16 protein-coding genes and 1 other RNA gene are annotated in these 19,655 nt (G+C 51.1%); 4 read left to right on the forward strand and 13 right to left on the reverse strand.

Annotation, left to right across the window (positions count from 1 at the left end):
• Positions 1–80 precede the first annotated feature (80 nt).
• Genes G465_RS0104545 through leuS form a run of 5 tightly spaced genes read right to left on the reverse strand, consistent with a single transcriptional unit; the run spans position 81 to position 5,386 of the window.
• Positions 81–719, reverse strand: coding sequence for a hypothetical protein (locus tag G465_RS0104545; protein ID WP_022653302.1), 639 nt, complete (start codon positions 717–719; stop codon positions 81–83).
• Between the two features lie 25 nt (positions 720–744).
• Complete coding sequence (locus G465_RS0104550) at positions 745–1,179, reverse strand: response regulator (protein WP_022653303.1); 435 nt, start codon at positions 1,177–1,179, stop codon at positions 745–747.
• A gap of 24 nt (positions 1,180–1,203) precedes the next feature.
• Positions 1,204–2,214: a DNA polymerase III subunit delta gene (gene holA, locus G465_RS0104555; RefSeq protein ID WP_022653304.1), complete on the reverse strand. Its 1,011-nt coding sequence runs from the start codon at positions 2,212–2,214 to the stop codon at positions 1,204–1,206.
• Positions 2,214–2,726, reverse strand: coding sequence for an LPS-assembly lipoprotein LptE (locus G465_RS0104560; protein WP_022653305.1), 513 nt, complete (start codon positions 2,724–2,726; stop codon positions 2,214–2,216). Before G465_RS0104560 ends, holA begins: the two co-directional genes overlap by 1 nt.
• 41 nt (positions 2,727–2,767) lie before the next feature.
• Positions 2,768–5,386, reverse strand: coding sequence for a leucine--tRNA ligase (gene leuS, locus G465_RS0104565; RefSeq protein WP_022653306.1), 2,619 nt, complete (start codon positions 5,384–5,386; stop codon positions 2,768–2,770).
• Positions 5,387–5,644: 258 nt separating this feature from the next.
• On the opposite strand from leuS, the gene G465_RS0104570 reads away from it, so the two are divergent.
• Positions 5,645–9,142, forward strand: coding sequence for an indolepyruvate ferredoxin oxidoreductase family protein (locus tag G465_RS0104570; protein ID WP_022653307.1), 3,498 nt, complete (start codon positions 5,645–5,647; stop codon positions 9,140–9,142).
• 261 nt (positions 9,143–9,403) lie between these two features.
• Positions 9,404–9,844: a cyclic pyranopterin monophosphate synthase MoaC gene (locus G465_RS13515; protein WP_022653308.1), complete on the forward strand. Its 441-nt coding sequence runs from the start codon at positions 9,404–9,406 to the stop codon at positions 9,842–9,844.
• Here G465_RS13515 and G465_RS0104580 read toward each other — a convergent pair.
• The 8 genes from G465_RS0104580 to G465_RS13525 form a co-directional block, all read right to left on the reverse strand.
• Positions 9,824–10,627: a sulfite exporter TauE/SafE family protein gene (locus tag G465_RS0104580; RefSeq protein ID WP_022653309.1), complete on the reverse strand. Its 804-nt coding sequence runs from the start codon at positions 10,625–10,627 to the stop codon at positions 9,824–9,826. The two genes, G465_RS13515 and G465_RS0104580, sit on opposite strands and share 21 nt — an antisense overlap.
• A complete protein-coding gene (locus G465_RS0104585; RefSeq protein ID WP_022653310.1) occupies positions 10,620–11,261 on the reverse strand; it encodes a 5-formyltetrahydrofolate cyclo-ligase in 642 nt (213 codons plus the stop codon). Before G465_RS0104585 ends, G465_RS0104580 begins: the two co-directional genes overlap by 8 nt.
• 14 nt (positions 11,262–11,275) lie before the next feature.
• Positions 11,276–11,458: non-coding RNA, 6S RNA (gene ssrS / locus G465_RS15325), on the reverse strand.
• A gap of 29 nt (positions 11,459–11,487) precedes the next feature.
• Positions 11,488–11,802, reverse strand: coding sequence for a cell division protein ZapA (locus tag G465_RS0104590; protein ID WP_022653311.1), 315 nt, complete (start codon positions 11,800–11,802; stop codon positions 11,488–11,490).
• The gene (locus G465_RS0104595; RefSeq protein ID WP_022653312.1) at positions 11,802–12,005 is read right to left on the reverse strand and encodes a coiled-coil domain-containing protein; all 204 of its coding nucleotides are present in this window, start codon (positions 12,003–12,005) and stop codon (positions 11,802–11,804) included. The genes G465_RS0104590 and G465_RS0104595 overlap by 1 nt, the downstream gene beginning before the upstream one ends.
• A gap of 259 nt (positions 12,006–12,264) precedes the next feature.
• On the reverse strand, positions 12,265–13,635 hold the full coding sequence (locus tag G465_RS0104605; protein WP_022653314.1) for an ATP-binding protein: 1,371 nt from the start codon (positions 13,633–13,635) through the stop codon (positions 12,265–12,267).
• Entirely contained in the window at positions 13,619–14,293 is a 675-nt protein-coding gene (locus G465_RS0104610) for a response regulator (RefSeq protein ID WP_022653315.1), read from the reverse strand. Before G465_RS0104610 ends, G465_RS0104605 begins: the two co-directional genes overlap by 17 nt.
• 12 nt (positions 14,294–14,305) lie before the next feature.
• Positions 14,306–14,587 carry a PepSY domain-containing protein gene (locus G465_RS13525; RefSeq protein WP_022653316.1) on the reverse strand — a complete coding sequence of 94 codons (282 nt, stop codon included), beginning with the start codon at positions 14,585–14,587 and terminating at the stop codon, positions 14,306–14,308.
• Between the two features lie 755 nt (positions 14,588–15,342).
• Between G465_RS13525 and aceE the strand changes: the two genes are divergently transcribed.
• The gene (gene aceE, locus G465_RS0104620) at positions 15,343–18,024 is read left to right on the forward strand and encodes a pyruvate dehydrogenase (acetyl-transferring), homodimeric type (protein WP_022653317.1); all 2,682 of its coding nucleotides are present in this window, start codon (positions 15,343–15,345) and stop codon (positions 18,022–18,024) included.
• 2 nt (positions 18,025–18,026) lie between these two features.
• Positions 18,027–19,655, forward strand: a complete 1,629-nt coding sequence (gene aceF / locus G465_RS0104625) for a dihydrolipoyllysine-residue acetyltransferase (RefSeq protein WP_022653318.1) — start codon at positions 18,027–18,029, stop codon at positions 19,653–19,655.

A 19,655-nucleotide genomic window follows, 5' to 3' on the forward strand; every position in this document is an offset into this window, starting at 1 on the left:
GTGTCAAATACCCTGCGCCCTTGTTTCATCACCATTCCTCCAAAACCTTCTTCATCCCCCTATCTTACTGTCCGCTGACATTAGACCATTACACCAGTTTGTGCTTGGTTAAGTAGCGACTGCGCCAAGGTTTTTACTTCATTGCTATAGGCAATAAACAACGGTGCCAACTGAGTCGTGTTAATAGCGGCCTCGCTACTGCCAAGAATTTGGCCAAGCTGGGCAGCGAATGGCTGATAGTTGCCGGTGGTCAGATAATTTTGTACCGCGCTTAACTCATCAGCACTCACCAACTGGCTACCATCGGGCACGCTTTGGGTTGCTGCTAATTGGCTAAGTTTAACTTGTCCTGCCAATTCCAACAGACCAGCGGGGGTTAAGCTGCCGTTGTTTAACTGTGTCAGATAGGGATTGGCTTCTTGGCTATTGGCAACATGGCCGGTGAGGTTGCTATACAGGGTGTGAAATAAGGTGGTGTGGCTGGTGGCAGCGGGAATGAGGTGGGTTAAGACGGCCGCTGCGGCTTGGCTGGCACTATGAGATTGGGTTTGCACATAGTTGACAATGGTATTGACTTCGCTGCTGGTTGGGGCTTGATTAAACCACGCCATCCACAATCCAATGGTTTTAGCGACATCTGAATCCACAGCAAAGCGCGATACTTGTCCCCCGTGATCTAATAACAACGTCCCATTGCTGACTTGTGCAGTAATTGCCATGACCGATTGCCTTTCTGTTGGCGGATTAAGCAGACAACACCCGGCCAGGAAGGCGCACGGTTTGCATCCAATAGTGTTTCAAGTGATGCATCGCATCGACAAACACCGTCATATCACTGGGTTTGGTGACATAGCCGGCAGCACCAAGGCGATAGACATCCAAGACATCTCGCTCGGCATCCGAGGTGGTCAACACCACCACTGGAATTTGACTCCACCTCGGATGATGTTTCACGGTTTTTAAAAACTCTTTGCCATCCATCCTCGGCATATTCAAATCTAACAAAATCAGATCGGGCAGGGCGACAGGATGTTGTTCGAGGTATTGCACCGCATCTAAGCCATCACAAGCGTGATGGAGTGAGACGGGTAATTCCCCATTATTTAAAGCAAAGCGGATTAAGTGCATATCCGCTAGCTCATCCTCAACCAACATAATATTTAGGGCAGAAACAGGCATAGTGATTCCAACTTTTTGTGCGCGCTATGATTTGCATAGCATACGCAGCATATTTTGCAATAAACCCCACGGTTCCCCTGCTTCCGCCCCTTTGATACAACGATCAATCCGTGCACATTCACTCAAAGCATTGAGCAACTGTGGACGTGATAGCCGGCGCAAAGCAGGTTCAATCCAACGTTGACGTGCCCCCCACACTCGGAATTCACGCAACAACTCATTCATGGATCGGCCTTGTTGCCGACCATCGCTCACCCGAATTAGGGTGCGCAGCTCTTCTGCCAACGACCACAACACCAACACTGGGCTTTCGCCCTCTGCCGCTAAACCATGCAACATACGCAAGGTTCGGGCGGTATCGCCTGCCAGCCAAGCTTCTGACAAGGCAAACACATCAAACCGCGCTACATTGGCTACCGCCGCTTGCACCTCGGGCAAATCCAGTTCGCCGGCAGGATAGAGCAACGCTAATTTGTCGATTTCTTGTCGTGCTGCGAGTAAATTTCCCTCGACACGATCGACAAAAAACGCCAACGCTTCAGGGGTCATGCTGTGTTGTTGTGCTGCCAGCCGACGACGAATCCATTGTGGCAATTCGCGGCGGTCGATGGGCTGTGCTGCCAACACCACACCCTGTTTTTCTAGTGCGCTAAACCACTTGCTTTGTTGTTGAGCACGCTCTAGGCGAGGCAACAAAATCAGGACCAACGTATCAACAGGAAGCTGTTGGGCCAAGCGTTGTAGTGCCTCAGCGCCTTCGGTGCCGGGCTTGCCAGAGGGAATACGCAATTCAAGCAATTTACGGCTGGCAAACAACGACACACTCATCGCGGCTTCAAACAGATACGACCAATCAAAATGGCCCTCAACTGTCAAAACTTCGCGTTCTTCAAAACCCTGTTGCCGCGCGACAGTGCGTAGCACATCGGCAGCTTCGAGCGCGAGCAAGGTTTCCTCACCGTGGATTACGTACAACGGGGCAAGGCCTTGCTTGGATAAGGCAGTATTGAGCTCGTCAATCTTCAACTGTGGCATTAAGGACGACTCACCGCTTTCACCGCCGGCAACCGATACATTAACAGCGTGGTCGCTTCTTCTCGCATCATGCGCCAGACCAATTGTTCTTCTTGTTCCTTACCCAACACTGAACTATCGCTATACGGAAAATCGCGCCGCACCCATACCGTGACGGGCTCGCCAAACGCTTGGTTATTTTTCTTGAGCTGCACGCTGACGCGATATGTCAGCTGATATTCGTTGACACGACCGGCGCGGTTTAAGGTCAGTAAGTCTTTTGCTTGTTGTTCTGACAACACGCTTAAGACGGTATCTGCTGCCCGTACATCACTCATCACGCTCACGCCTTTTTGCAAAGACAGTGAGCGGCTGAGTAGGGGAGCGATGGCGCTACCACTTGGGTTTTCAACATACACCGTCGAAAACGGTAAGGCAGGGCCAACTTGGCCTTGGCCACGCAAGTGGAAGCCACAGGCCGACAGCCCTAGCGCCAGCACCGCAGCACAAAAGGTGCGAAAAGGGAAAGCCATCGGCACATCACTCCTATGTGTTATTACGCTACTTAAAAAAGTTACACCACGATATTGACCAAACGCCCCGGCACAACAATGATTTTCTTCGCCGGTTTACCTTCCATAAAACGTTGTACGTTTTCGTTGGCAAGGGCGGCTTGTTGAATTAATTCATTGTTGGCGTCGGCGGCGACAGTGACGGCGCCACGTAACTTACCGTTGACCTGCACCATCAGTTCAATTTCTGATTTCACCAACGCCGAGGCATCGACTGCCGGCCATGCTTGTTGCAACAGGCTGTTGTCGCCACGCAAGGCTTGCCACAAGCCCTCGCAGATATGCGGCACAATCGGTGACAACAATAATGCCACAGCCTCTAACACTTCTTGTGCCAAGGCGCGACCCACTGCATCACTTAAATCGGTCTTTTGATAGCTGTTGAGCAACTCCATCACTGCGGCAATGGCAGTGTTGAACTGTTGCCGTACACCATAGTCATCGGTCACTTTTTGAATGGTGCTGTGCAACTGATAACGCAGCGCTTTTTGATCCGCAGACAACCCTTGTTGCTCACGGCAAGCGGCGACCACACCTTGTTGCACATGCTCGTGGACGATTTTCCACACGCGGCGTAAGAAACGATGTGCCCCTTCCACCCCAGCATCCGACCATTCCAACGATTGTGATGGTGGCGCGGCGAACATCATAAACAAGCGCGCCGTATCTGCCCCATATTGTTCAATCAATGCTTGGGGATCAACACCGTTATTTTTCGACTTCGACATTTTTTCAATGCCGCCAATCACCACCGGCTGACCATCTTGTTTCAAAATGGCACCCGTAATTTTGCCTTTGGCATCACGGGTGATTTCAACGTCGGCAGGGTTAAACCAATCTTTTTTGCCGTTGGCTTGCTCACGATAGAATGTCTCACATACCACCATCCCTTGAGTCAGCAATTTTTGGAATGGTTCATCGGTATGCAACAGGCCTTGATCACGCATCAATTTGTTGAAGAAACGGGCGTACAACAAATGCAAAATGGCGTGTTCAATGCCGCCAATATATTGATCAACGTTTAACCAATATTTAGCGCGTTCATCGACCATCCCCGTTTGGCAATCGGGACTAGCATAGCGAGCAAAATACCAGCTCGATTCGACAAAGGTATCCATGGTGTCGGTTTCACGCTTTGCCGCACCGCCACATTTAGGACAAGTCGTTTCGTAAAACTCTGGCATTTTCGCCAATGGATTGCCGGAGCCATCCGGCACCACATTTTCTGGCAACACTACCGGTAACTGATCTTCTGGCACTGAAACATCGCCACAGCTTGGGCAATGAATAATTGGAATTGGACAACCCCAATAGCGTTGGCGAGAGATACCCCAATCACGCAGGCGATATTGGGTGGTTTTCTCACCAGCGCCTTTAGCGGCTAAATCTTGCACAATGGCAGTAAATGCCCCGTCAAAATCCAGCCCATCGTACTTACCCGAATGCAGCGTTTGTGTAGCACCAGCGTCTTTACAGGCATACCAATCTTGCCATGTGGTGGGGTCAAAATCGGCATTGCCGCTGGTCAAGGTAATGACTTGTTTAATCGGCAGTTGATACTTATTGGCAAAAGCAAAATCGCGCTCATCATGCGCGGGAACGGCCATCACCGCCCCAGAGCCGTAGCTCATCAAAACATAATTTGCCACCCAAATTGGCAGTTTTTCGCCGGTCAGTGGATGCACCACATAAAGACCTGTGGCTATGCCTTTCTTTTCCATGGTGGCTAAATCTGCCTCGGCGACCGAACCGGCTTTACATTCGGCAATAAAGGCGGCCAACTCAGGTTGGGTGGCGGCGGCTTGTTGCGCCAGTGGGTGTTCTGCTGCTACCGCCACATAAGTGGCACCCATCAAGGTATCGGGACGGGTGGTGTAAACAGACAACTCGCCTGCATGACCAATGGACACTTCATCATAGGCAAAGCGGATGTTGGCACCATAGCTTTTGCCAATCCAATTGCGCTGCATCGTGGCCACTTGTGGCGGCCAATCGAGTTTTTCTAAATCGTCTAACAATTCATCAGCGTACTTGGTGATGGCGAAGTAATACATTGGAATTTCGCGTTTTTCAATCAACGCACCCGAGCGCCAGCCACGCCCATCAATCACCTGCTCATTCGCCAACACGGTTTGATCGATTGGGTCCCAATTCACCACCCCGAGCTTTTTATAAATCACCCCTTTTTCATACAACTTGGTGAACAGCCACTGTTCCCAACGGTAGTAATCGGGTTTGCAAGTGGTCACTTCCCGTTCCCAATCGATGGCAAAACCGAGGCTTTTCAGCTGGGTTTTCATGTAATCGATATTGGCATAGGTCCATGCAGCGGGCGCAACTTGGTTGTTGATGGCCGCATTTTCAGCCGGCATCCCAAACGCATCCCAGCCCATGGGTTGCAAAACATTAAACCCCTGCATTTTTTTGAAGCGGGATAGCACGTCACCGATGGTGTAGTTACGGACGTGGCCCATGTGCAGTTTGCCGGAGGGGTAGGGGAACATCGACAAACAATAGAATTTTGGCTTGCTCAGGTCTTCCACTGCTTTAAACGCGGCAGTTTTTTCCCAATGCGCTTGTGCAGCCGCTTCAATATCGCGCGGGGCGTACTGTTCTTGCATGATGTAGTGAACCTAATGGAAAGAAAGAAAATCCAGCGATTATAGCGATTTGCATCCGCTTTTGCGGAATTGCGCAGCATGCTTTGTTGCGGCGCAAATTGACCTTTCGTGGTTTGCTCTCTAGATTGGCCACAGGGGGATAAAAATATCGCTACCCCACAGGTAAAACCCGCTCCACAAGAGCGAGGTGAATCAATCGCAATAAAGCCACCCATCTCGTTATCCACTTGATGAGGTTGGTTCACGAGGAGAAACACCATGATCCGAGAAACACTCTCTCTGGATGATAAGTACACCGCGCAAACTGGTCAGGTGTATATGACGGGCATTCAAGCCCTTGTGCGTTTGCCGATGATGCAACGGCAACGCGATCAAGCCGCTGGCTTAAATACCGCTGGTTTTATCAGCGGTTATCGTGGCTCTCCACTTGGCAATGTTGACCAAGCGATGGAAAAAGCCGAACCCCACCTCAAACCCCATCATATTCATTTCAAAGCTGGGCTGAATGAAGACTTAGCCGCCACTGCCGTATGGGGCACACAACAGGTTAATCTTTTTCAAGGGGCACAATACGATGGTGTGTTTGCCTTGTGGTATGGCAAAGGCCCCGGTGTCGATCGTTCCGGCGACGTGCTCAAACATGGCAATGCCGCTGGTAGTAGCCGTTATGGTGGTGTGTTAGTGATTGCAGGTGATGACCATGCGGCAAAATCCTCCACCTTTCCTCATCAATCCGATCATATTCTCGCTGCCTCAATGATTCCGGTGTTGAATCCAGCAGGGGTGCAAGAGTTTTTAGATTTTGGTCTGCATGGTTGGGCGATGAGTCGCTATTGTGGCTGTTGGGTTGCCATGAAAGCGATTTCGGATACGGTAGAAAGCTCGGCGGTGGTTGATGTGTCGCCAGAACGCATCACTACGCGAATTCCCGAGGATTTTCCGATTCCAGAAGGGGGGCTCAATATCCGCTGGCCGGATCCACCATTAGCACAAGAAGAACGACTGTTACATCACCGCCTGTATGCAGCGATGGCCTATGCGCGAACCAATCAACTGAATCGGGTTGTGCTCGACTCGCCCAACCCTCGGCTTGGCATTATCACCAGTGGCAAAAGCTATCTTGATGTTATGCAGGCCCTCGATGATTTGGGAATTGATGAGCGCCTAGCGGCTGATATTGGGCTACGGATTTTCAAGGTCGGGATGGTGTGGCCATTAGAGTCGGAAGGGGTGCGTCATTTTGCTGAAGGGCTGGAAGAAATTTTGGTGGTCGAAGAAAAACGCCAAATCATCGAATACCAGCTAAAAGAGCAGCTCTATAACTGGCGTGAAGACGTGCGGCCACGGGTGGTCGGAAAGTTTGCCGAAAAGGGTGAATGGGCGTTGCCGCATGGTGATTGGTTGTTGCCAGCGGCGGGCGAGCTGACTCCTGCGATGATTGCTCGTGCTATCGCCAAGCGTTTAGAAACCATTTTTGATAGCCCGATCATTCATGAACGGCTGAAGTTTTATCAAGAAAAAGAAGCCCAACTGCAACAAAAACGCGAGGCGATTGCCCGTGTACCGCATTATTGTTCGGGGTGTCCACACAACACCTCGACCAAAGTTCCCGATGGCAGCCGTGCCGTGGCAGGGATTGGCTGTCATTACATGGCGACTTGGATTGAGCCGCATACTCAAACCTTTACCCAAATGGGTGGAGAAGGATGCACTTGGATTGGCCAAGCGCCGTTCACCTCAGAGCAGCATGTGTTTGCCAACTTAGGGGATGGCACCTATTTCCATTCTGGCCTGATGGCGATTCGGGCTGCGATTGCGGCCAAGGTCAATATCACTTACAAAATTTTGTATAACGATGCCGTAGCCATGACGGGTGGTCAGCATGTGGATGGGTATCTTGATGTGCCGATGCTTACCCGTCAGCTGGCAGCCGAAGGGGTTAAACGGATTGTGATTACCACCGACGAGCCAGAAAAATACCAAGGGGTGCAAGGCTTGGCGGCTGGGGTGGAAGTCTTTCATCGGCGTGAGCTTGAGCAGCTACAACAACAGCTGCGTGTGATTGCCGGCACCACCATTTTGATCCATGACCAAACGTGTGCGGCAGAAAAACGGCGGCGGCGGAAACGCGGCAACTATCCCGATCCCGCTAAACGCGCTTTTATCAATCATCGTGTCTGTGAAGGCTGTGGTGATTGTGGCAAAACTTCGCAGTGCTTATCTGTGTTGCCGCTGGAAACACCACTAGGACGGAAGCGCACCATTGACCAGTCTTCTTGTAATAAAGATTTCTCTTGTGTGGATGGCTACTGCCCAAGCTTTGTCACTGTCGAAGGCGGCCAACTGAAAAAGAATGGCCAAAAGAGTCGGCCTAGCTTAAATGATATGCCGCCTCTGCCGTTACCACTTCTTCCCAGCACTCAGCAGCCCTACGGCATTATGGTCACTGGGGTGGGGGGCACCGGTGTTGTGACCATCGGCCAAATTCTCGGGGTTGCCGCACACTTAGACGGGCTGGGCATTTCGGTGTTGGATATGGCAGGCTTGGCACAAAAAGGGGGGTCGGTGTGGTCACACATTCGCCTTGCTGATCAACAAGATAAGCTGCACGCGGTACGGATTGCAGCAGGTGATGCCAATGTGGTGTTAGGTTGCGACTTAGTGGTGACCGCGAGTGCGGAATCATTGGCTAAAATGCGGCGTGGGTTTACCCGTGGTTTGGTCAATCGCTTTGAAGCCCCAACCAGTGAGTTCACCAAAAACCCCGATGCCCATTTCCCCAGTCAAGCCATGCGGCAAACGTTGGTGGACACCCTTGGACAAGAATACTATGCCGACCTTGATGCCACCCGCTTGGCCATTGCATTGATGGGCGATTCGCTGGCCACCAATATGTTTATGTTGGGTGTGGCATGGCAAAAAGGATTGATTCCAATCAGTGAACAGGCCATGTTACGTGCCATTGAATTGAATGGTGCGGCGGTGGAGTTCAACCGACAGAGCTTCACTTGGGGCCGCTATGCCGCGCACGATTTGGCTAAAGTGGAAAGTCTCGCCTTTCCTCCTGCTGTGGTAAAAACCTTGCCCTTCCCTCAATCGCTGGCAAAAATGCGTGAAGCACATGAGGCTTTTTTAACGGCCTATCAAAATCAGGCGCTTGCCAATCGTTACCACCATTGGGTTGAACACGTTCAAGCAGCAGAAGAACGAGTCAAACCCGGGTCGCGTCACCTTACCCGCGCTGCGGCTCGCAGTTATTTCAAATTGCTGTCGTATAAAGACGAATATGAAGTGGCGCGCTTGTACACCGATGGTGAGTTTGTCGCCGAATTGCAGCAACAGTTTGAAGGCGATTTCCACCTGTCGTTCTACTTTGGTACCGGCTATTTGCAAAAATGGCTAGGCGGTGGCAGTGATAAACCACGTAAATTCCGCTTTGGTTCGTGGGCGTTTTCTGCCCTCAAACTGTTAGCCAAACTGCGTGGCCTGCGTGGTTCTGCGTTAGATGTCTTTGGTTGGCAAACAGAACGGCGTGTTGAGCGGGGGTTGATCCGCGATTTTGAAGCAACCATGGCAAAGGTTGTGTCTGAACTGAACAGCGATAATCTTGCCCTCGCTATCGATATCGCCAGCCTGCCGGAGCAAATTCGTGGTTTTGGTCATGTCAAAGAAGCCGCCCTCCACAAGGTCAGACAACAAGAGCAAACGCTGTTTGCTCAGTGGCGCCAACAAACAACGGAGAATCGCGCCGCATAGTTAAAATTTAAACAAAAAATCAATTATGCCGGTTTTTGTGAATTATTCCGTAGTTACTGCAGGATATTCACAAAGACCGGCTTTATTTTCAAAAATTGGTATTGCGTTTCTGGTGTAATTTGCCCACCATGCATCATCACAGTTTGCTAAACTGTGCTATCACGTTTTTCTGACAAAATCATGTTATTGGCGTAACGTGATTCTGATAAAAGAAAACGTGATACTTGTCGATCCTCAGTGCAAATACGGAACCTGATACACATGGGCAGCATCAATACAGAATACGCACAACTCATGCAGCAAACTGCCATTGCTGAAGGTCGGATTGAAATTAGCGCCTCGCTATTGGCTAAGATCGATGCGGGAGAAGAAGGATTTGGCGAGTGGCTCAGCCATGCTAGACAAGCAGCCATCGAAGGCGCACGACAAACCGCCCATCTTTTTTCCGAGCCTTCCTATCGTAGTTTTATGCGAGTCACGGTAGGTTTTCGCTTTGATCGTGACAATGCCGCCATTATCTGTACGGCAAAGGCAGAAACACGCGGTGGCAATGGGGCAGATACCGAGGCGCTCAGCGCGGTCAGTGCGGCACTGTTAGCACTCTACACCCATTGCAAAGAAACCAGTGAGGCGTTGCGGATTGCCCATATTCGGCTGTTAGACGAAACACAACACGACACCCTAGCGGAGCAAACCCCATAACATTTCGCTTGCCATCACAATCAAAATCCCAGCAAAGGCTTTCTTTAACTGGGACACCGGCAGGGCATGAGCGATTTTGGCACCAATCGGTGCTACCACGGTGGTCACAATACACAGCGTCAACAATGCTGGCAGATAGACAAAACCGACAGAATACTCAGGCAAATTAGCCTGTGACCATCCGGCGATCACATACCCAATGGCGCCTGACAACGCAATCGGCCACCCCAAGGCGGCGCTGGTTGCAATCGCTCTTTGCATGGCGACATTGCACCAGCTCATAAACGGTACGCTCATCGAGCCACCGCCAATCCCAACAAAGCTGGAAATCACCCCAATCACGCCACCAATCGACCATAATCCTACGGCACCGGGTAAATCACGTTCTGGCTTCGGTTTGAGGTTTAATAACATCTGCACAGCGATCAGATAGGCATAAAACACAAAGAACCATTTCAAATCGCGGCTTGGGATAAAACCCGCAATTTGCGAACCCAACAAGGTCCCCAACACCATCGCGGGAGCCATCCGCCGTACGATCGACCAATCGACCGCGCCATGACGATGATGGGCGCGCACGCTGGCAAAGCTGGTAAACACCATGACGGCTAATGATGTCCCAAGGGCAATATGTTGCACATGATCGTGCAAACCGCTGGCTTCTAACATCCACACCAGCGCCGGCACAATAATTAAACCACCGCCAACCCCAAGCAAACCGGCAAGAAAACCAGCAACGGCGCCTATTGCCATCAGCCCCAATAAAATTGATAGTTCAGGCATTGTCTCTCAACCGTGATCGTAAACTAGAAAACACACGCCGCCCCCGTTCGGTAAGCACCGCATCTAAAGGTAAATCCCACGCTTCTGTTGGGACTGCCGCCACCTGTTGGCAGGCAAACGCCACCCCCACCAAACGCGGTTGTTGTAAGTGCTGATGATGGCGGCGAAAGGCCAGCGTAGCATCATAGAAACCCCCACCTTGTCCCAAACGATAACCTTGCAGATCAAAGCCAAGCAAAGGCATAAAGATGGTGTGCATTTTTTTTGCCGCGAGCGCCACCCCCCGCAGTTCAACAATACCAAATCGGTTGCGATAACGTGACTGCTGTGGCTGCCATTCGGTGAACGACAGGCGACGCCCCCGTTTTGGAACGACTGGGAGAAACACGCGACAGCGTTGTTGACGAGCTAACATCAATAAGGGTTGTAACGAGATTTCACTGCCATACGCTTGATAAAGCGCAATTCGTCGCCCCGATTTGAGATAAGGACGTGCCAATTTTGCCACACGTTGTGCCGCCTGACGGCGGTATTGGGGAGAAAGCGCCTGTCTAGCCTGTCGTAATTGCCGACGCAATTCACTTTTGTGGCGAACAAGATCGCTGACAGCAGATACAGGGGGGGTATTTGACATGGATAAGAAGAGAGAAGTCCCCCGCGATTGCCGCGCCGGCTGATTCGCTTGAACCTAAGGTTCAATGTGGTTCCCGACGTTGTACTTTGGGCGCACTGAACTAGGCAGCGCGACACGCCGGTACAAATCAAGCCAGAAACCAGTCTGCGATTATTGGTTCAAAGGAATTTGTGCCTTTGCAAACAGCGCAGGGGACTAAAAAAGGTGTTCGATGGTTGAGAGAGACTTAATCGTGCGCCTCGTCGGCATCGGGATCAAGCACTTCATCAATCAATCGACTCATGGCCTCTATTTTACCCTGAAATTGCAGTAAGTCTACATCGCTACCTGCAACCTGAGTGTGTAAATAGTCGTGAGTGATATTTAATGCCGCCAATAGCGCAATTTTTCCCACATCAACGACACGCCCCGCCTCACGAATTGAGCGCATTCGCGTTTCTAAGAAGCGAACGGCTTCCATCAACGCAGGTTTTTCGCCATCGGGACAACTGACATACAAACGTTGACCCAATAAATTGATCTCGACCTGTTGTATGCCCATTACACATCATCCTCTTCGGGTAATTGGCTGATTAAGTCCGCAATTTTCGCACATGTCTCTTCCAACCGTGCTTGTAAGAGTCGGTTATGTTGGGACGACTGTACTAATTGCTGACGCAATTCGGCATTTTCCGAGCGCAACTGCCGACAGAGAGCGGCAAGTTGCTGCACTTTTTGGTGTAGGGTTTCGAGTTCAGCGTTCATGGGAGCGCACTATAAAGGGCGACTGAATTAGCGTCAAACCTTGTTGAAATGCAATGAAAAACCACGGCAATTTGCGGCATAATCAAGCTGTTATCTATTCTGCGTTTTTACAAAACATGCTCGAACTTTTTTCGCCATTGGAATGGTTTTTTGTGATTTTGTTGGCCGTGATTCCCCTTGCTGGCGCGGTGTTTCATTTTTGGGTGATGTTCATCGGTCACGGAAAAACAACCGAACCAGAGGACACTCCACCCTCAACTTAATTCGACGGCCGGCGTAAGGTGGCGCGGAAACCGCCTTGGGGATGATTGGCTAAGTGCAATGCTAAACCGTGCAGCAAGGCCACGCGTTCAACAATCGACAACCCCAAACCACTGCCTTCGGCTTGTTGGCCTTCGGGGCGTGAGAAACGCTCGCGGACACGTTCCAGCCATGCCGCTTCCACCCCAGGGCCGTTATCACACACGGTTAGGGTCGATTCATTCGACTCAATCCATACCCGCCCACCGCTTGGTGTATAGCGAATGGCATTATCGATCAAATTGCGCAGCAAAATCGATAAGAAAGCCGGCGAACCTTCAATCCACAACGCTGGAACTTCACCAATCGGCTCCACCACCACCCCGCGCCGCGCTGCCCCTTCACCCAGTTCTAACATCACACTGGCCGCCAGTGTCATCACATCCACCCGCTGCCGATCAGGGACTTGGTCCAAATGATCTAAACGTGCCAAGGTCAGTAACTGTTCAACCAACCGCGTGGCACGATCAATTCCACTCAAAATTTTATTTAATGCTCGCTGGCGACTGACCTCATCCTCGCTCAGTTTTGCCACCTCAGTTTGTACCCGCAAAGCCGCCAGAGGGGTACGCAATTCATGTGCTGCATCAGCAGTAAAACGGCGTTCTTTGCTCAAGACTTGATGTAGTCGAGCAAAAAGATGATTGAGTTCATCTACTAAGGGTTGCACTTCCTCGGGGACTTTTTGGGTAATCGGTGTGAGATTGTCAGGACTACGGTGGGCGAGGTCTTGTTTGAGTTGACTCAGTGGTTTCAACCCCTGCCGCACCCCCCACCACAGCGCCAAGAACAGCACTGGCAAAGCGACAATCCACGGCAACATTTGTCCCAACGCCAAGCGCCAGACCAGTTTTGTGCGTGAACTCATGCGTTGCCCGACCATCACATAGGCACCGTTGTCCTCGTCATGAAAGTAAAACAAGCGCCACATTTTGCCATCGACCCGTTCATCCATAAAACCGATGGCATCAAAACGAAATGGCAAGTCGGTGTAGTTCACATCAGATAAAACCAAACGACCCGAGGCATCACGCAGTTGGAAAATAATATCGTCATCAATATCGTTCTCGCTGTCTTCAAACAGCTCGCGCAAACGACGGGGTGAAGTTGGGCGGATACTTAAACCACTGTTTTGTGCTTCTAAATTGACCGAGGCCAGCATCTGCGCAAAAAAAGCCTGTTCAGTATCAAACAGCTCATTCACTCGATCATGGGCGGCATACAGATTAAAAGCTGCAGACGCAATCCAAACCAAGGGGAGCGCAATCAACAAGGCCACCAACAGGCGGCGTTGTAATGAGGCCCCAACAACATCAGTGGGATGTCGCATCAACCTCACCTAATTGATAACCCACACCACGCAAGGTACGGATAAAACCACTGCCGAGTTTTTTTCTTAGATGATGGATGTGGACTTCTAGTGCGTTGCTGTCGAGTTCTTGCGTCCAGCCATACAACTTTTCTTCTAACAGCGCACGCGGCAACACCCGACCACGGTTTTCCATAAAGAGTTCTAATAACTGAAATTCACGGGCGGTGAGGTCAATTTCGTCCCCATTGCGGGTAACGGTATGAGCCTGAGGATCGAGCACCACATCTCCATGCTCTAACACCGGATTGGCACGACCATGTGAACGGCGAATTAAAGCACGCAAGCGCGCTACCAATTCTCCCAAAGCGAAGGGTTTGACCAGATAGTCATCGGCCCCTGCATTTAAGCCTCGGATACGGTCTTCAATGCCATCGCGGGCCGTTAGAATCAACACGGGAACGCTATAACCCGTTTGTCGCCAGTCGGTTAAGACATCCAAACCAGATAAACGCGGTAAACCAAGATCGAGTACGACAGCATCGTAGGGTGCCGCCGACAGCGCAGCACGAGCACTGACGCCGTCCTTCATCCAATCTACATTAAAGCCAATTTGTCGTAAGCCAACTTCCAAACCATCGCCGAGTAAGGCATCGTCCTCTACCAGTAATACGCGCATTCTGTTGCCCTTTCACTCATGAGGGATATCGGTTTTTTGTGCAACCACTCGACCATCTGTCGGGTCCACTGCCAACCATACCCTCTGTCCTTGTTTATCCCAGCCTTTTATTTCAATACAGTAGCGTTCGTACTCAAATTCACGCAGTTTATAGCCTTGCTTTTTTAACCGCGACACCAGTTGTTCTTCTGGCAACCACAGCGATGGCGGTTTATCTGTACACATCCGAGGTGCTGCCATCGCTGTGGCAGCGATCATGCTGCACGCAGGGAGATACCACCATAACTTAACCATCTCTTCTGCTCTCAAAAAAGTACGCCACCAAGCGCACGATGCTTTTCCTGTTCCAAATTCATCTTACTCGCTCCGCTAACAGGCATGACCTTCCCGACTGCTTCCGGAACCCTTCCGGACACAGTGCCGCCGTTGCCGGACAAACTCGCCACGGGTAGAGCAGTTGCGGTTGCCAGCCGTACAGTATTCCACGCTGTGTTTCTGCTTAGTGTAAGGGATTGACTCAAGGCGGGAAAAGAGAGACTCAAACCAGAAAAAATCCCTTAGTTGACTGATGTCTTAGCAGGTTTTTATTTGAGTGGGTAACAGAATAGAAATTCAAACTTAAAGCTAACTTACTATTGCCATTCTCACTCCGCTAGAGAAATGGGGCAGTCCCATTACGCTGAAGGTTGAACTAAATCCAGTCGGCCTGTTTTCCACCCTAAAAACCAAAGATTTATATGGTGCTCAGAAGTGACATCCAAATCACATTCCATAGCAAACAAGCTCAAATCCTTGATGGAATAAGGGCTTTTTTGACGTACCTCAAGTTGAATGTGCGATTTCGCACATTTTTAATTGCGTTTTCCAACAAAATGTGAGAAAAACACGCTGAGTACGGGGTTGATGTGCGTTTATGTGCGGTTGCAGCATAATCAAACGGTTGTTTGTTTTCAAAATCGCGCATTGCAGTCTATCCATCCCGTTTTTGTGGACCAAAATACGCAAACACGCACTCATAAAGTGCGAAAGCGAAAATAAGAGGTGGAGACATGACTGCCGAATTGCCCCGCGATCACGATATCGATCCGCAGGAAACGTTGGAATGGACCGAAGCACTTGAGTCGGTATTAGACGTAGAAGGCGCTGAACGCGCTCATTTCCTGTTAGAAAAAATGGTGGAACGGACCCGCCGCCGTGGTGCCCATCTACCTTTTGATGCCACAACGGCCTACCAAAACACCATTCCGGTCGGCAAAGAAGTCAAGTCTCCCGGCGACCACGAACTCGAACACCGTATCCGCTCAATCAACCGCTGGAACGCTGCCGCGATGGTGCTGCGGGCAGGGAAAAAGAACTTAGAATTGGGCGGCCATATTGCCAGCTTCCAATCCTCTGCCACGTTGTACGATGTCGGCTTTAATCATTTCTGGCGTGCTCACAATGATGAACAAGAAGGCGATTTGGTGTATTTCCAAGGCCATATCGCCCCGGGTATCTATGCTCGCGCCTACCTCGAAGGCCGGTTACAGGAAGACCAGCTCGACAATTTCCGTCAAGAAGTCGGTGGTAAAGGCTTATCCTCTTATCCTCACCCTTGGTTAATGCCTGATTTCTGGCAATTCCCTACCGTGTCGATGGGCTTAGGGCCATTGATGGCGATTTATCAAGCCCGCTTCTTGAAATACCTCGAAAGCCGTGGCTTGGCAAAAACCCCCGGCCGTAAAGTCTGGTGCTTCTGCGGTGATGGTGAGATGGACGAACCCGAATCACTCGGTGCCATTGCCCTTGCCGCCCGCGAAGGCTTAGACAATCTGATTTTTGTCATCAACTGCAACTTGCAACGTCTCGATGGCCCAGTACGCGGCAACGGTAAAATCATTCAAGAACTCGAAGGTGATTTCCGTGGTGCAGGTTGGAATGTGCTCAAAGTGATTTGGGGTAGCCGTTGGGATCCGCTGTTGGCGATGGATACCAAAGGGTTGCTGAAAAAACGCATGGATGAGTGCGTTGATGGGGATTATCAAACTTTCAAATCCAAAGATGGCGCGTATGTGCGTGAACATTTCTTTGGTAAATACCCCGGTAAATACCCCGAATTGCGTGAAATGGTCGCGAATATGTCCGACCAAGAAATTTGGGAACTCAACCGTGGTGGTCACGACCCACATAAAGTCTATGCCGCCTACCACGAGGCCACCCACAACGCTCATGGCCGCCCAACAGTGATTTTGGCAAAAACCATCAAGGGTTATGGCATGGGTTCGTCAGGTGAAGCCCAAAACGTGGCTCACCAAGCGAAAAAAATGGATTTGGACAGCCTGCGCCAATTCCGTGACCGTTTGGGCATCCCAATTCCTGACGATCAATTGTCGAGCGCCCCCTATTACAAACCAGCAGATGACAGCCCAGAAATGCAATATCTGCGGCAACGTCGCAGCAGTTTAGGTGGTTATTTGCCAGCCCGTAAGCCGGTTAAAGCACCGTTGCAAATTCCGGGGTTACATCTGTTTGACAGCCAATTGGCCGATTCTGGCGAACGTGAATTCTCCACCACGATGGCCTTTGTCCGTCAGTTGGGCATTCTGTTAAAAGACAAAAATATCGGCAAACAAATTGTCCCTATCGTGCCGGATGAATCGCGCACTTTTGGGATGGAAGGCATGTTCCGTCAGTATGGCATTTGGTCCACCGAAGGCCAAAACTATGTGCCGCAAGATGCTGACCAGTTGATGTTCTACAAAGAATCCAAAGACGGTCAGATGTTGCAAGAAGGGATTAACGAGCCCGGTGCCATGTCGTCGTGGATTGCAGCGGCCACCAGCTACGCCAATAACGGCATCCCGATGATTCCGTTCTACATCTACTACTCGATGTTTGGCTTCCAACGTATCGGTGACTTGGCGTGGGCAGCAGGCGACATGCGCGCACGCGGCTTTATGCTGGGCGGCACGGCGGGCCGTACCACGCTCAACGGCGAAGGCTTACAACACGAAGATGGCCATAGCCATATTCAAGCAGGTTTGATTCCAAACTGCCTGAGCTATGACCCAACTTTTGCCTATGAACTGGCCGTGATTTTGCAAGATGGCTTGCGCCGGATGTATGTCGAACAAGAAGACGTGTTCTATTACATCACCCTCATGAACGAAAACTACACCCACCCAGCCATGCCACAAGGCGCAGAAGAAGGCATCCTGAAAGGGATGTATCTGTTGCGTGATGGCGGTGAAGCCGAAGTAAAAGTGCAGTTGATGGGCTCGGGCACCATTTTGCGTGAAGTGATTGCCGCTGCTGATTTGCTACGCAACGACTTTGGTGTCACTGCCGATATTTGGAGCATGACATCCTTCAACCTGTTGCGTCGTGAAGGCATGGAAGTGTCGCGCTACAACCTGTTACACCCCACTGAAACACCGCGTGTGTCGTATGTGGAACAACAATTACAAGGTCGCACTGGCCCTGTGATTGCTGCAACTGACTATATCCGCAACTATGCCGATCAAATTCGCGAATATGTCCCAAGCCGTTATGTGGTGTTGGGTACCGATGGTTTTGGTCGTTCGGACAGCCGCGCCAACTTGCGCGAGTTCTTTGAAGTAGACCGTTACCACGTTGTGGTGGCTGCACTCTCGGCATTGGCACGCGACGGCAAAGTCGACGCCAACCGCGTTGCAGAAGCCATCACCAAATACGGGATTAACGTCGATAAGTTGCCGAGCTGGAAGGTGTAATCATGAGCCAGATCATCGAATTAAAAGTGCCTGACATCGGCGGGCACAGTCATGTGGATGTGATTGAAGTCTTTGTGCAAGTTGGGCAAACCCTTGCTGTGGACGATTCTCTGATCACATTGGAAACCGATAAAGCCACGATGGAAGTCCCTGCCGAATCGGCTGGGGTGGTGAGGGAAGTCCGTGTGGCAGTTGGCGGCAAAGTGTCAGAAGGGGATGTGATTGCTTTGGTTGAAGTGGGTGCAACAGCAGCAGACACCGCTGCCGCTGCCAAACCAGAAGCCACGCCCGTTGCCGCCACACCAGTTGCTGCGCCCGTGGCAACCGCCGCCAGCAGCCAACGCAGTGAAATTCGTATTCCCGACATCGGTGGTCATCACAATGTCGATGTGATCGAAGTCGCGGTCAATGTCGGTGATGAAATCAAGGTGGATGATTCCCTGATTACCTTGGAAACCGACAAAGCGACGATGGAAGTCCCTGCCACTGCCGCAGGTAAAGTGGTGGCGGTGCAAGTAAAAGTGGGTGACAAGGTCAATGAAGGTGATGTGATTGTGGTGGTGGAATCCGCTGCGGCCGTCACAGCCGCCACGCCAGTGGTTGCCGCACCTGTGGCTGCGGCTGTCGCGACACCGGCAAGCAAGGCAGAAACCGTGCCGATGCCTGCCCCAGTACCTGCCCCGACAGCAATCAACGAAGGGGGTTTTGCTCGTGCTCATGCCGGCCCTTCAGTGCGTAAATTGGCACGCGAATTGGGCGTTGACTTATCGAATGTCAAAGGCAGTGGTCGTAAAGGGCGGATTATGGAGCCCGATGTCAAAGCCTTTGTCAAAGGTGTGATGTCTGGCGCGTTACAAGCGGCCAATGTGGCGGCACCAGCGGCAACCAACGGCGGTGGGCTAGACCTCTTGCCATGGCCAAAAGTCGATTTCGCCAAATTCGGCCCTGTCCAAAGTGAACCGCTGTCACGGATTAAGAAAATTTCCGGTGCTAACTTGGCGCGTAACTGGGTGATGATTCCGCATGTCACACAGTTTGACGAAGCAGACATTACCGAGATGGAAGCCTTCCGTAAGAGCTTGGGCGAGGAATTGAAAGCTGATGGCGTGAAGCTCACCCCGTTGGCGTTCTTGGTCAAAGCCGTGGTCGCGGCGTTGAAAAAATACCCGACCTTCAATGCCAGCTTGGACGGTGACAATCTGATTCTGAAACAGTATTACCACATCGGTTTTGCGGCAGATACGCCAAACGGTTTGGTCGTACCAGTGATTCGTGATGCCGACAAAAAATCGTTAATTGAGATTGCTAACGAGAGCGGTGTGTTAGCGAAAAAAGCACGTGACGGTAAGTTATTACCTGCTGACATGCAAGGCGGATGTTTCTCGATTTCCAGTTTGGGTGGCGTCGGTGGCACGGCCTTTACCCCGATTGTGAATGCGCCAGAAGTGGCCATTCTCGGGGTATCGAAGTCGGACATCAAACCAAAATGGAATGGTAAAGAATTTGCCCCACGCCTGATGTTGCCTTTGTCGCTGTCCTACGATCACCGCGTGATTGATGGTGCAGCAGCAGCGCGCTTCACCAATTATCTGGCGCAAGTTTTGGGCGATATTCGCCGTTTGATGCTGTGA

The sequence above is a fragment of the Aquaspirillum serpens DSM 68 genome (genome assembly GCF_000420525.1).
GTDB classification, from domain to species: domain Bacteria; phylum Pseudomonadota; class Gammaproteobacteria; order Burkholderiales; family Aquaspirillaceae; genus Aquaspirillum; species Aquaspirillum serpens.

Bases quoted from the DNA above. Each gene is read 5' to 3' on its own strand.
- leuS (WP_022653306.1), bottom strand. From the start codon at position 5,386: ATGCAAGAACAGTACGCCCCGCGCGATATTGAAGCGGCTGCACAAGCG.
- G465_RS0104595 (WP_022653312.1), bottom strand. From the start codon at position 12,005: ATGAACGCTGAACTCGAAACCCTACACCAAAAAGTGCAGCAACTTGCC.
- G465_RS0104590 (WP_022653311.1), bottom strand. From the start codon at position 11,802: ATGGGCATACAACAGGTCGAGATCAATTTATTGGGTCAACGTTTGTAT.
- G465_RS0104610 (WP_022653315.1), bottom strand. From the start codon at position 14,293: ATGCGCGTATTACTGGTAGAGGACGATGCCTTACTCGGCGATGGTTTG.
- G465_RS13515 (WP_022653308.1), top strand. From the start codon at position 9,404: ATGGGCAGCATCAATACAGAATACGCACAACTCATGCAGCAAACTGCC.
- aceE (WP_022653317.1), top strand. From the start codon at position 15,343: ATGACTGCCGAATTGCCCCGCGATCACGATATCGATCCGCAGGAAACG.
- holA (WP_022653304.1), bottom strand. From the start codon at position 2,214: ATGCCACAGTTGAAGATTGACGAGCTCAATACTGCCTTATCCAAGCAA.
- aceF (WP_022653318.1), top strand. From the start codon at position 18,027: ATGAGCCAGATCATCGAATTAAAAGTGCCTGACATCGGCGGGCACAGT.
- G465_RS0104570 (WP_022653307.1), top strand. From the start codon at position 5,645: ATGATCCGAGAAACACTCTCTCTGGATGATAAGTACACCGCGCAAACT.
- G465_RS0104550 (WP_022653303.1), bottom strand. From the start codon at position 1,179: ATGCCTGTTTCTGCCCTAAATATTATGTTGGTTGAGGATGAGCTAGCG.
- G465_RS0104585 (WP_022653310.1), bottom strand. From the start codon at position 11,261: ATGTCAAATACCCCCCCTGTATCTGCTGTCAGCGATCTTGTTCGCCAC.
- G465_RS0104605 (WP_022653314.1), bottom strand. From the start codon at position 13,635: ATGCGACATCCCACTGATGTTGTTGGGGCCTCATTACAACGCCGCCTG.
- G465_RS0104545 (WP_022653302.1), bottom strand. From the start codon at position 719: ATGGCAATTACTGCACAAGTCAGCAATGGGACGTTGTTATTAGATCAC.
- G465_RS13525 (WP_022653316.1), bottom strand. From the start codon at position 14,587: ATGGTTAAGTTATGGTGGTATCTCCCTGCGTGCAGCATGATCGCTGCC.
- G465_RS0104560 (WP_022653305.1), bottom strand. From the start codon at position 2,726: ATGGCTTTCCCTTTTCGCACCTTTTGTGCTGCGGTGCTGGCGCTAGGG.
- G465_RS0104580 (WP_022653309.1), bottom strand. From the start codon at position 10,627: ATGCCTGAACTATCAATTTTATTGGGGCTGATGGCAATAGGCGCCGTT.